The sequence below is a fragment of the Streptomyces sp. genome (genome assembly GCF_019510245.1).
Taxonomy (GTDB): domain Bacteria; phylum Actinomycetota; class Actinomycetes; order Streptomycetales; family Streptomycetaceae; genus Streptomyces.
Genome location: NZ_JAEKKT010000128.1, coordinates 24,349 through 36,657 on the forward strand (window position 1 = coordinate 24,349; position 12,309 = coordinate 36,657).

Annotated in this window: 12 protein-coding genes; 3 read left to right on the forward strand and 9 right to left on the reverse strand. The window is 70.6% G+C overall.

The annotated features are described in order from the left end of the window. Window positions 1–11: 11 nt before the first annotated feature. The 4 genes from JF597_RS15755 to JF597_RS15770 form a co-directional block, all read right to left on the reverse strand. Window positions 12–902 (reverse strand): carbohydrate ABC transporter permease, encoded by an 891-nt coding sequence (locus JF597_RS15755; protein ID WP_293994666.1) that lies wholly within the window; start codon window positions 900–902, stop codon window positions 12–14. After that, a complete protein-coding gene (locus JF597_RS15760; RefSeq protein WP_293994667.1) occupies window positions 899–1,837 on the reverse strand; it encodes a carbohydrate ABC transporter permease in 939 nt (312 codons plus the stop codon). The genes JF597_RS15755 and JF597_RS15760 overlap by 4 nt, the downstream gene beginning before the upstream one ends. A gap of 11 nt (window positions 1,838–1,848) precedes the next feature. Then, window positions 1,849–3,174, reverse strand: a complete 1,326-nt coding sequence (locus tag JF597_RS15765; protein ID WP_293994668.1) for an ABC transporter substrate-binding protein — start codon at window positions 3,172–3,174, stop codon at window positions 1,849–1,851. 560 nt (window positions 3,175–3,734) lie between these two features. After that, on the reverse strand, window positions 3,735–4,550 hold the full coding sequence (locus JF597_RS15770) for an endo alpha-1,4 polygalactosaminidase (protein ID WP_293994670.1): 816 nt from the start codon (window positions 4,548–4,550) through the stop codon (window positions 3,735–3,737). Window positions 4,551–5,076: 526 nt separating this feature from the next. Between JF597_RS15770 and JF597_RS15775 the strand changes: the two genes are divergently transcribed. Beyond that, complete coding sequence (locus tag JF597_RS15775) at window positions 5,077–6,312, forward strand: Gfo/Idh/MocA family oxidoreductase (RefSeq protein WP_293994672.1); 1,236 nt, start codon at window positions 5,077–5,079, stop codon at window positions 6,310–6,312. A gap of 234 nt (window positions 6,313–6,546) precedes the next feature. Here JF597_RS15775 and JF597_RS15780 read toward each other — a convergent pair whose 3' ends face one another. From JF597_RS15780 to JF597_RS15800, 5 genes are all read right to left on the reverse strand, one after another. Further along, window positions 6,547–7,395, reverse strand: a complete 849-nt coding sequence (locus JF597_RS15780; protein WP_293994674.1) for a class II fructose-bisphosphate aldolase — start codon at window positions 7,393–7,395, stop codon at window positions 6,547–6,549. Window positions 7,396–7,511: 116 nt separating this feature from the next. Then, window positions 7,512–7,781, reverse strand: a complete 270-nt coding sequence (locus tag JF597_RS15785) for a hypothetical protein (protein ID WP_293994676.1) — start codon at window positions 7,779–7,781, stop codon at window positions 7,512–7,514. 266 nt (window positions 7,782–8,047) lie between these two features. Next, window positions 8,048–9,052 (reverse strand): BadF/BadG/BcrA/BcrD ATPase family protein, encoded by a 1,005-nt coding sequence (locus JF597_RS15790; protein ID WP_293994678.1) that lies wholly within the window; start codon window positions 9,050–9,052, stop codon window positions 8,048–8,050. A 34-nt stretch (window positions 9,053–9,086) separates the two neighbouring features. Next, the gene (locus JF597_RS15795; RefSeq protein WP_293994680.1) at window positions 9,087–10,259 is read right to left on the reverse strand and encodes an SIS domain-containing protein; all 1,173 of its coding nucleotides are present in this window, start codon (window positions 10,257–10,259) and stop codon (window positions 9,087–9,089) included. After that, the gene (locus JF597_RS15800; protein ID WP_293994908.1) at window positions 10,256–10,546 is read right to left on the reverse strand and encodes a class II D-tagatose-bisphosphate aldolase, non-catalytic subunit; all 291 of its coding nucleotides are present in this window, start codon (window positions 10,544–10,546) and stop codon (window positions 10,256–10,258) included. Before JF597_RS15800 ends, JF597_RS15795 begins: the two co-directional genes overlap by 4 nt. Window positions 10,547–10,862: 316 nt before the next feature. On the opposite strand from JF597_RS15800, the gene JF597_RS15805 reads away from it, so the two are divergent. Both JF597_RS15805 and JF597_RS15810 read left to right on the forward strand, forming a co-directional pair. After that, window positions 10,863–11,660, forward strand: a complete 798-nt coding sequence (locus JF597_RS15805; RefSeq protein WP_293994682.1) for a GntR family transcriptional regulator — start codon at window positions 10,863–10,865, stop codon at window positions 11,658–11,660. Between the two features lie 154 nt (window positions 11,661–11,814). Next, a complete protein-coding gene (locus JF597_RS15810; protein WP_293994684.1) occupies window positions 11,815–12,156 on the forward strand; it encodes a hypothetical protein in 342 nt (113 codons plus the stop codon). Window positions 12,157–12,309 lie beyond the last annotated feature (153 nt).

A 12,309-nucleotide genomic window follows, 5' to 3' on the forward strand; every position in this document is an offset into this window, starting at 1 on the left:
GACGAGGGGGATCAGCCTTTGAGACCGGTGGAGGTGATCGACTGGATGAACGCCTTCTGCGCGCCGAGGAAGGCGAGCAGGACCGGCAGCACGGTGATGACGTTCCCGGCCATCACGGCGGACCACTGCGTGTGGTGCTGTCCCTGGAAGGTCGTGAGGCCGAGCTGGAGCGTGTACCGGGTGTCGTGGTTGATGGCGATCAGCGGCCAGGTCAGGTCGTTCCAGGTGCTGAGAAACGTCAGGACGGCCACCGTGCTCAGGGCCGGCCGCGACAGCGGGAGCACGATCCGCCAGAGCACGTGAAGCCGTGAGCAACCGTCGAGCCAGGCGGCCTCCTCCAGCTCGCGGGGCAGCGAGAGGAAGAACTGCCGCAGGAGGAACACCGAGAACGGCGTCACGAGGGACGGCACGATCAGCGCGCCGAGCGTGTCGATGAGGCCGAGCTGCTTCATGACCAGGAACGTGGGAATCATCGTCAGCTGGAACGGGATCGCCATCGTGGCCAGCATCAGTCCCAGCAGCAGCCGGGAGCCGGCGAACCGCATCCGGGCGAACGCGTAGCCGCCCATGGTGCCGAGCACGAGGTTCGCGGTGACCGTGACGAGGCTGACGAGGAACGAGTTGGCGAACCAGCGCGGGAACATCGCGTTGCCGAGCACATAGCGGTAGCCGCCCAGGTCCAGACGGGAGGGCCACAGCGCCGGCGGGAAGCGGTTGATCTCCGCGTTGCTCATCACCGAGCTGAGCGCCAGCCAGATCAGCGGTACCGCGAACAGCAGGGCCATCGGCGCGAGCAGCAGGTGCCAGGGGCTGAACGGCAGCCGCGGGCGTCGCCGGCCGGCATCGGTCCGGGCGGTGCGGGCGGCCTGCGCGGCCTCGGGCGGGGCGGAGACGGCGGTCATGCGGCGGCTCCCTGGAGTCGGCGGCGGGCGATCTGGAAGATCAGGCCGATCAGGCCCAGGGCCGCGGCCAGTACGTAGGCGGAGGCGGCGCCGTAGCCTGCGGTGGCGTTCTTGAACGCCTGCTCCCAGATGAAGTAGACGATCACCGCGGTGGATCCGAGGGGTCCGCCCTTGGTGGTGACGTACACGAGGTCGAACGTCTGGAGGGCCTCGATGGTCTGCCACAGCAGCAGGAACACCGAGACGGGCCTGAGCGTGGGCAGGGTGACGTGACGCAGGATCTGGAAGCGGCCGGCGCCGTCCAGCCGGGCCGCCTCGGTCAGCGAGGCCGGCACGTCCTGCAGCGCCGCGAGGTAGATGACCATGCAGAAGCCGGTACCGCTCCACAGACTGATCGCGACCAGCACGAGCAGGGCCTGGGACGGATCGTTGAGGAAGCCCTGCGCCGGGATGCCGAGGTGGTGCAGTACCGCGTTGGCCGCGCCGAACTGCGGATCCAGGATGAACGAGAACAGCACGCCCTGCGCGGCGGAGGAGACCACGAACGGCACGAAGAACAAGGTGCGGTAGAACCCGACGAAGCGTATGCGCCGGTTCAGGGCGAGGGCGAGCAGCAGCCCTACCACCATGCTGGCCGGCACGTAGAGCGCGGTGTAGAGCAGGGTGTTGTGCACCGCCTGGCTGAAGTGGGGGTCCTGGGCGAGGGCGCGGTAGTTGTCCAGGCCCACCCAGCGGCTCGGTGTGACGAGATCGTCGGCCCGGAAGGACAGCAGCAGCGACCAGATGATGGGCACCACGCTGAGACCGAGAATGATCAGGACCGCGGGCGATACGAACGTCCAGGCCATCGCGGACTCGGCGGCCCGTCTGCGGCGCAGGGCGCGCCGGTTGTCCGGGGGCCGGGACAGAGTGATCGGGGTGGGCACTCGGGACACGGCGGATCTCCTCAGCGGGGTATGAGCAGTGCGGCGTTGGAGTCGGCGGCGCAGGAGCGCACTGCCTGGGCGGGACTGCTCCGGCCCAGCAGCACCGCGACGACGGCCTGTCCGAGGGCCTGCGAGATCTGCGGGTAGGCGGCGTGCACGGGCCGTACGCGGGCCGAGTCCAGTGCCTTGGTGAACACCTCCAGGCCCTCGGTGGTGTTCTCCTGGTGCTGCCAGGCGGGCAGGTCGCGGGTGCGGCGGCTGAGCGGGAGGCTGCCCGCGTCGATGTCCCAGCGCACGTCCTGCGCGGGCTGCATCAGCCAGCTCACGAAGGTCTTGGCGGCCTTCTTGCGGGCAGCGCCGTTGTCGAACACCGTCCACGTGTCGGGTCCGCTGATGGTCACCGGCCGGCCGGAGAAGGTGGGCAGCGGGACGACGTGGTAGTCGATCTTCGCCTGCCGGATGTCGGGGAGCTGCCAGGGACCGGTGACGGCCATGCCCATCCGGTTGGACAGGAAGACCTGGTACATCTGCTCGCTGCCCGGCTTCGGGTCGACGTAGACGCTCTTGTCCCTTGCGAGGGCGGCCACCACCTCCAGGGCGCGGGTCCCGGCGTGGGCGAACCCGATGTGCTTGCCGTCGTCGGCGACGACGTCCCCGCCGAGATCCCAGATCATGGGCCAAAGACGCCAGACGGTGTCCTCGTCACCGACGCCGGGCCAGCCGGTGCCGAAACGGCCGCGGCCGGCGTCCGTGAGCGCCTTGGCGGTGGCGACGAAGTCGTCCCAGCGCCAGTCCGCTTCGGGCAGCGGCAGGCCGGCCTGCCGGAAGAGCTTCCGGTTGCAGACCACCGCGAGCGAGTCCAGCAGCGCGGGCGCGGCGCGTACCTGGCCGTTGACGGTCACGGCCTGCCGGGCCGGCGCCCAGTAGTTCGTCCAGGGCGTGCCGGCGTGTCCGACCATGTCGGTGAGGTCGACGACCTGCGGGCTGCGGGCGACGCTCGCCAGGTCGGATCCGAAGATGTAGGCGATGTCCGGGTAGGAGCCTGCGGCGAGGGCGGCCGTCACCTTCTGGAGCATCGCGTCGGCGAGCACTCCGCCGCCCAGCTCCACCCGGATACGGGGGTGGCTCCGCATGAACGAGGCGACCAGGGACTCCATCGCCTTCTTGCCCGTGTCGGTCTGCCCGTGCCACATCTCGATCGTCACGGTGCCGTCGGCGCTCACGCCGTCGTCGCCCGCCGCGCAGCCGGAGGCCCCGAGGCCCGCGGCCGCCGTGGTGGCCAGAGCCGCGCCGGCGCGCAGCACTGCGCGGCGTTCGGGCTGTGCGCTGCGGGTGAGCGCGAACATGGGTACCTCCCGTGCGGAGCCGTGGGACATGCGCGGTGCGTCAGGGATGCGTTCGGTGTACGGAGTTCCGCCCGCGGCGACCGCGGGTGGTCCCGGCGGGTCCGGGTGGGGGGCCGGTCTCGGCCGGCCGGACCGCCGTGCGTCGGTGCTCAGGGCCGGGCGCTGAGCGGGACGGGCGGCCGGGTGCGGGCACTGCCTCGCCGTCCGCGGGGAGTCACACGGATACGGATCATGTCCAAGCCCCAGAACATGGTGGGTACGTCCCCGCCTCGGACACCGACGTGGTCCTGGCGACTCAGTCCGGACTCCTGGCGCGTGGTCAGCTACCGGCTGGGCGTACCTCTGCCGCCGAGTGCTTCGACTACGGCGTTGACCAGGAGTTAAACGATGATGCCGGGCAGCTGTCAAGAGGCAAGCAATGATTGGACGTGCGTGAAACACCGAGGAAACCTGCATGAGTGAGCATCAGGCGATGTCGGCCTGCGGCGGCTCGGTGAACCGTCACAGGCCGACACGCGTTTCAGGGCGCGCCTGGGGTCGCGATCGGTGCGGGAGGTGCCCTAGCAGGTCTTGCGGACGTACCCGCTGCTGCCGGCCGGCGAGACCTCCACGTCGCGCTGGACGATGCTCAGCGTGCCGCCCCACCCCTTGCACGCCTTCGACCTGCCGGAGTTGGTGTACTCGATCACGATCACGTTGTTGCCGAAGGCGCTGGTGTAGTCGCCGCACTCGTCGTACTGGCCGCACTCCTCGGCCACCGCGAAGTCAAGGCCGTTGGCGGTGCGGTTGCCGGCCAACTCGGGGGTGTTCTTCTGGGCGATGGCCAGGCCGTCGGCGTGGGCGCGGGCGGAGAGCAGCTTGATGAACGCCTGCGCGTTGTTCGCCGTCAGACGGTTTCCGGAGCGGCTGTAGCTGTCGTAGTTGTCGGGCTCGACGGCTTGGAAGCCCTTGTCCCGGCAGCCGTCGATCTGGGATCCGATCTGGTCGGCGATCCGCCGGCGCTTGGCGTCCGTGCCGACGTCGAGGAGGGCCTCGCCCCAGTCCTCGTCGTAGACGACCTTGCCCGCCGAGTCGCGCAGCAGCAGGTCCGACGCCCACTCGCCCTCCGCGCCCGGCTGCGCTTGGAAGGCGTTGACGTAGCAGATGTTGTACAGGCCGGCGGCCGGGGACGCGGTGTGGTCACGGGTGACGACCTTGACGCCGGCGGGCGGCGTGTAGGCGCCTCCGATCTGGTAGTCGAAGCCCGCGTGCGTGGGCGGCAGGGACACGGTCGCCGCCTGCGTCGAGGGCGCCGCGACGAACAGGGCGCCGGTCAGCGCGGCCGCGCCGATGACGGTGCCGGTCAGTTTGAGAGGGGTGGTGTTCAGGTGGCTCATGCGTGAGCTCCAGAGGAAGCGGGCACGTCCCCGCCTCGGACGACTGGCGTGTCCTGGCGACTTGGGCCGGGCTTGCGGCGCGGGACCTGCATACCGGCTGGGCGTGCCTCTGAACGCGGAGCGTGGCTCCGGTGCAGTCCGAGAGTAAAGCGATCGCGTTCGAGGATGTCAACGGCGGCCAAGTCCTCTGCTTGCAGCGGGAGTTGGAAGCTCGCGGGGCGCGGTGTGACAGTTGGCGGCGCGTCGGAGTGCCGACATAGATGCTCGAAACTGCTTGACGCAGGCGTTGATTGAGCACCTTCGAGCATCTAAGGTCGTCGGCGTGACGGCCGAACCGGGGGCTGCGCTGTCGGCCCGGGGCGATGCGCGACACATCTCTGCCACGCTCCCGCGTCGGCCGTGCCCATGACGGCGCCCCGGGACACCGCGAGACCGTCCACCACCGCGCACCGCGGCCGACCCTCCGACAGACCCAAGACGGCCAGGCGTCCGCCACGTCTCCCTGTTCGCGACGAAGGGATGCACCATGACCAACCAGCCGGCCGCGCCGGAACTGCGTGTCGGTGTCGTAGGCACGGGCCAGCGAGCCGGGCTGGCCGTCCTGGCCGAGCGGCCCGGCTCGGCCCGCATGGTCTCCTGTGCGGATCCGTCCGAGCGTGGCCGCACCGACGCCCGGACGGTCTTCGGGGCACACGTCCAGGTCCACGACCGTTACGAGGACATGCTCACGGACGACCTGGACGCCGTCTTCGTCCTCACCCCGGACGACCTCCACACCGCTCCGGCCCTGTACTTCCTCGAAGCCGGTGTCGCCGTGTTCGTCGAGAAGCCGCTGGCCGTCGACCTCGACGACTGCGACCGGGTCCTGGCCGCCGCGGCCCGCACCGGCACCCGGCTGTACGTCGGGCACAACCTCCGCCATCTGCCGGTCCTGCGCACCATGCGCGGGCTCGTCGACGAAGGGGCGATCGGGACCGTGCGGGCGGTGTGGTGCCGGCATTTCGTCGGCCACGGCGGCGACTACTACTTCAAGGACTGGCATGCCGAACGGGCCCGGACCACGGGCCTGTTGCTGCAGAAGGGCGCGCACGACCTGGACGTGATCCACTGGCTCGCGGGCGGCTACGCCCGCACGGTGACCGCGCTGGGCGATCTGTCCGTCTACGGAGCCAGCCCGCACCGCCGTACCCGGCCCCAGGGCTCGCAGCGGGTGCAGGACTGGTTCGACGAGGGCGTCTGGCCGCCGTCGGCGCTGCGCGATCTCAACCCCGTCATCGACGTGGAGGACATCAGCATGGTGCTGACCCGCCTCGACAACGGTGTGCTCACGAGCTACCAGCAATGCCACTTCACGCCCGACTACTGGCGCAACTACACCGTCATCGGCGACGAGGGCCGTATCGAGAACCTCGGGGACGGCGTCGAGGGCGACGCCCCGTTGATCAAGGTGTGGAACCGGCGCCGTTCCGGCTACCGGCCGGAGGCCGATCTGACCCTGCCCCCCACCGAGGCGGCGGGCGGCGCGCACGGAGGCGCGGACCAGTCACTCGTCGACGAGTTCCTGCGTTTCGTCGCGCACGGCGGTGCGACCGAGACGTCGCCCGTCGCCGCCCGCGAAGCCGTCGCGACCGGCATCGCGGCCACCACGTCGCTGCGCTCGGGGGGCACGCCGGTCGAGGTCCCCGCCCTCGCCCCGCACCTCGCCGACTACTTCGCGCGCCACCAGCCCGGTTCGCGCGGCCCGGCCCCCCGGATCGACTGAGCACCTTGGCGCGGCCTCCGGTGCCGCGACGCGCCGCGCCGTAGGTCATGCCGACAGTGACGCCGTGGTGCGGTTCGGCACGCAGTCGGCGTCATTCAGGCTGTCTGTGCTTCAGCGTGGAGTTGCCGGTGACCGTCGCTCCCTTCCGACGCCGACGGCCCCTTGGGGACCACTGCGTCCGGCGGCACCGCCCGTTGCCTCCGACGGCAGGTGTGGGCCAATGACCGGTGACGGTCAGTGAGCCAGCACGGTGAGCATGCTCTGTACGGTGCTCGCAACGGCGTCGCGTGCGGGACCCAGGTACTTGCGTGGGTCGGTCAGCCCAGGCAGCGAGTCCAGCGTGTCGCGCACGACCCGGGTCAGGGATATGTTGAGCGCCGTCCCGATGTTGATCTTCACGATGCCGGCTCGGACGGCGGAACGGAGTTCGCTGTCGGGAACTCCGGAGGAGCCGTGCAGCACCAGGGGCACCGGAACCGCTTCCCGGAGCCGTTCGATGAGTGCGTGGTCCAGCGTCGCCGACCGTTCGGTCATGGCGTGACTGCTGCCCACCGCGACCGCCAGGGCGTCCACGCCGGTACGCACCACGTAGTCGGCGGCTTCCGCCGGGTCGGTGCGCACGCCGGCGGTGTGCGCACTCGCGGGGGAGTCCGGCTTGCCTCCCACATATCCCAGTTCGGCTTCCAGCCAGAGCCCCGCGTCGTGAGCCCATCGCGCCGCCGCAGCGGTGGCGGAGACGTTCTCGGCGTAGGGCAGGGCCCCGGCGTCGAACATCACGGAGGAGAAACCGCAGTCGGCCGCCTGGTGCAGCAGCTCCACGTCGGTCACGTGGTCGAGGTGCAGCGCGATCTCGACCGTGCTGGACCGGGCCATCGAGGCCGTCGCCAGAGCGAGCGGGAGGAGCTGGCCTCTGTGATACCGCACGGCGTTCTCGCTGATCTGCAGGATCACGGGGCGGTCGGCCGCCTCGGCGCCTGTGACGATGCCCTCGGCGTGCTCCAGGGTGATGACGTTGAAAGCGGTGACGCTGCGGCGCTCGGTCGCGGCGTGGGCGACCAACTCGCCGGTGGGGACCAGAGGCATGTGTGTGCTCCTCGCGCGGGGGCTGTCTGAACCTGCGATGTCCGCGTGCGGCGATTGGGATCAGGTCGGTCGGCCCTGTGCGGGCCCGGCGTGATCCGACCACCGGAGAGCGGGGCCTACGGGCCGGCCGGCGGTGCCGGGGGAACCCGTGGCTCGGGGGTCTCTTCGCGCTTCTCGTCGGCGTCCGCCGTCTGAGTGGATCCGCCGAGGGCGAGGGCGAGGGCGAGGGCGAGGGCGATGCCGACGGTCCCCCATGTCGTCGGCAGCGTCTGGTAGACGACCAGCGACAGCACGATGGTGAGGGCGGGTACCAGGGCGTTGGTGATCGGTGCGACGACGCCGGCCTTGCCGCGGCTGAGCGCCATGACGAGGAACAACGCGCCCACGGCCTTGCGGACCTGGGTGCCGGCGGTCAGTGCCGGCGCCTGCCCCGGTGAGTCCCGCCGCGGGCCCGTGGACCGCGGCGACCGGCCGGCCGTCGAACCGCTGCCGACGCAGCGCGACCCCCGCAGGCAGCAGCATGGTGAGGGCCCAGATGACGTACATCATCTCGTTGGGACAGCCGTGCCGTTCGGTGGGCTGACTGGAGAACGCTCCCCAGACGCCCCAGAACAGCACCAGTTGACCCGCGTGCAGGATCCAGTTTCGTTGGTCACGCATGGTGGGTTTCTGTGCTGGTGAACTCCGAGGAGGAGCGCAGGGCGGCGAGTGCCGCGGTGTCGAGAGGGGCTCCGGCGAGCTTCGCCGCGTAGAGGGCCGCGCCGACCACGGGCTCGAACAGGGGCCGGCGCAGTTCGTAGCGGGCGGTGCTGCCGCCGAGTTGGGCGGTGAACGCGTCGAGCACGGCGGCCGAGCGGAAGACGCCGCCCGAGTAGGACACCGGGACGGGTTCGGCCGCGGCGAAGGCCAGCCGGCGTCGCGCACTGTCCACCAGCAGGGCCAGTTCCCGTCCGGCCTCGGTGAGAACGGCGGCGGCCTGCGTGTCGCCCAGCCCGGCCGCCTCGACCACGAGGGGACTCAGCGAGGCGATCTCGCTGCGGTGTCCCTGCCACCGGTTGAGTACGACGTCGATGACCTCGAGGTCGGTGGTCAGTTCGAGATGGCGGCGCAGGAGTTCCGCGAGCGGGCCCTCGGGCAGCCGGCCGTCACTCATCCGGGAGAACACGTTCAGCGCGCGGGCGGCGATCCAGTACGCCGATCCCTCGTCGCTGAACAGTTCGCTCCAGCCTCCGGTGCGTACACCGCGGCCCTGCCGCTCGCCGTAGGTCATCGATCCGGTGCCGCTGATGACGTTGATGCCGTCCACAGCGCCGAGCGAACCGGCCCAGCCGCAGATCATGTCGTTGTCGCACGCGTAGCGCCGGTGTCCCAGCACCTCGCCGGGGACGGCGTCCAGCGCGGCGACCTCGCCGGGGACCTCCCCGTACCCGGGCAGGCCCAGGAACGCGTAGGTGATGTCCGCGGGCGTGGTGCCCGCGCCCTCCGTCACGGCCCGGATTCCCTTGCGCAGAACCTGCGTGACGTGCTCCACGCCCCCCGTCCCGTTGTCCGCGAAGTAGTAGGCACCCTCCGAGACGGCCCGGGCCCTGATCGCGCCCGCACGGTCGATGAGGCAGAAGGCTGTCTTGGTGCCTCCGCCGTCCACACCCAGAAACATCGCTGTTCCTCCGCTCGGCTCTGTCTGAACGCTGTCAGACGACGTCATGGCGTCGCTGGGGGAGCGGATGCACGGTCACGCCCTGCACCACGCGGTTCACCTCTCCGGAGGGGAAGGGGTTGTCGGGCCGGATGCCCTGGTGCAGGGACGCGCGCAGCGCGATCAGCTGGGCACACAGCACCGCGGGGAGGGCGAGGACGGTGTCGTCGACGCCGGCGAGCCCGGGGAGCAGCCAGGTGTCGTCGCCGGGCAGTCCGTCCCGAGACGCGGAGACGGCGACGACGCTGCCCTTCGGCAGCCCCGCGCGCAGTTCGGCGAGGATGTCGAGGTCGTAGCGGCGCGTGTAGGGGTTGTTCGACACGTAGACGACGACGGCGGTGCGGTCGTTCAGGACGGACTTGGGGCCGTGCCGGAAGCCGAGTGAGGACTCCGAGGACGCCACGAGCGCGCCTCCGGTCAGCTCCAGCAGCTTCAGGGCGGACTCCTGGGCCAGCCCCCTGAGTGCGCTGCTGCTGCCGAGGTACACCAGCCGTTCGGGTTCGCGGGCCAGCAACTCCTCGATCTGCCTGCCGAGTCCGCCCGTCGTGATGTGCTCGGCCGCCGCTGCGGGGGCTTCGATGGCGTCCGTGGTGAGCGCGCCCAGGGCGAGCAGGGACGCCAGGAGCATGCTGGTGAAGCTCGACGTCATGGCGAAGCCCTGGTCGTTCGATGCGGCGGGCATGAGCAGGACGTGTGAGGAGGCGCTCTCGCGGTGCAGGCGTGCCAGCTGTCCGGCGCTGTTGCAGGTGATGACGAGGTGGTGCACGTGTGCCAGGACCTGGTCCGCCAGCCGGGTCGCCGCGACACTCTCGGGGCTGTCCCCGGACCGTGCGAACGAGACGAGCAGCGTGGGGATGTCGCCGGGGAAGGACGCGTAGGGGTCGGCGACGATGTCGGTGGTGGAAACGGCGTCGGTGCGGCGGCCGGTGGCGCGAGCGACCGCGGCCCGGACGACTTCTCCGGCGAAGGCCGAGGTACCGGCTCCCGTGAGGACGATCCGCAGGTCCTCGTCGGCGAGCAGGGGTGACAGGAAGGCGTCCAGGGACGCGCGTCCACCGGCGACGATCGCCCCGACCTCACGCCACACGTCGGGCTGCTGGATGATCTCGGCGGTGGTGTGGTCGGCCCCGCGGTCCTGAGGTACCAGGTCCTGGGTGGTGGTCTTCACGCGTACTCCTTGTCATGGGGTCGGGATGCACGGTCGTAGTCGCGCAGGACGTCAGGAACGTGATCGACGACGAGGTCCCGCGGTGTCGCGGACCGGTCCCCGGTCCTGACGCGCTGGTACTGGCCGGGCAGGTGGGCGCTGAGCAGTGGTAGCGAAATGTCGAGGCCCGAGAGGTTGGTGAACAGCCGGTCCTGCGCGGTGGCGATGCCGGGGTCGGGCCAGTGGGAGCGCATGCGGTCGCTGTAGCTGTAGCGCCTGGCCGGCCGCTGCCTGCGGACTGGTGGCAGACATGCCTTCCAGCGTCTCGTAGGCCGCTCCCGGCACCAGGTGGATCTTCATGAAGCCCGCCCGGACGTATGCCGCGACGACCGGCGGATGGGCCGAGCGGACGGAGGTGATGCCGTGCGGTTCGTCTGCCTTGGCAGCAGACCACTTCATCCAAGGGGTTCCACATGAGCGCTCCAGGGTTCACCGACGAGCGTCAGCCGCACCTGCCGGCGCGCCTTCGGAAACGTGACTGGAACGGTACTGGTCTCGCCAATGGCCGTCAATGGTCTGTTATTGGTATGGAACTGGTCTGCTCGCAACTGGTATACATCTGGTATGCCTTCTTCGGACCGTGGTCTCCCTCAAGGGCTGTTGAGCGGAGACGCCCTGCCGCTGTACTCCCAGGTCGCCGGACGCCTCCTGGACGACATCGCCGAGAAAGGCGCCCGCCCGGGAGACCGGCTGCCCTCGGAGCGGGCACTGGCCGCCCGGTACGGCGTCTCGCGCGTCACCCTTCGCTCCGCTCTGAACGAACTCGCCGAGCGCCAAGTCATCGAGTCCGCGCCGGCCCGCGGCTGGTTCCTCGCCGAGGGCTACGCACGCATCGCCCCCGCACCCCCTCCGCCGTCACCGGGCCGGGCGGCAGCCCAGTCGGTACAGGGCTTCGCCGACTACGCCGAACAGCAGGGGTTGCGGCTCCGCGACTCGGTCCTGGAGGCCAGGGTCCGCCCTGCCACGGTTCAGGAGTCCGAACAGCTGAGGGTCGGCCCGGGAGCCGCGCTGTTCGAGATGCGCCGACTGCGCTACCTGGACGACATCGTCGTGGTGCTGGAGCACAACCGGCTGCCGCTCGCACTGTGCCCGCAGCTCGCAGAGACGGACTTCACGACGCACACGCTCTTCGCCACACTCCGCCGCGCCGACCCGCCTCAACTGCCCAAGGTCGCCGACTACTCCGTGGAGGCCCGTCACCCGACGGCGGAGGAACGGCGACTGCTCGAAATCACCGACGCTACTCCGGTGCTCGTCGCCACGCAGCTCGCCTTCAACCAGAACGGACAACCCCTCGAGCTCACCGTTGCCGCCTACCGCGGCGACCGGTACCACTTCCGGGCCTCCATCACGGGGTGGTGAATGTGTCGCGTCGTGGTGTGACGAGGCGCGGATCGAGCCACCGGTCTCCCCCTCGGCAGAAGCGCCCCACGACCCGGTTCTCCCCGGGGGCGCCCGCTGACGTGGACCTCTCGGCTCCTTCGCGTGTCCCACTCGGTTTATCAATGTCGCCCGGGTGGCCGCGGCCGGCCGGCTCTGCATGAGCGTGGAGCGGGCCACTCAGCTAGTCCACGCCATGGGCCTGGGTGTCGTACCGTCCCTGATCGCCACGCCGGCCTCCGAGCGGGACGAGACCCTGCCGGCTACGGCCCGTGAACACGCACTACGCATGATCACCACCACGGACACCGTGGGGGAGCAGGGCTCGTGCGCGGACGTGGCGTGCCGGGCCGCGGCCCTGCGCGAGGCGCTGTCCCGGGACGGCACCTCCCCGCTGACACCGTCCGAGGGCGCGCTCCTGGCGGACTGGCTCGACCGCCTCGCCGACGCGAACTCCGCCGCGCGGTCGGCATCCTGAAGGAGGGACGGCGCCGATGGCCGGAGCCAGGAAGACGATGCCGGAGGCCGGACGGGAAGCCGGGCACTCGGCAGGCCCCGCGATCGCGGTGGTGGACGTGCACGGAGTGGTGGTCGCGTGGAGCGCGGAGGCGGAACGGCTCAGCGGCGTCGT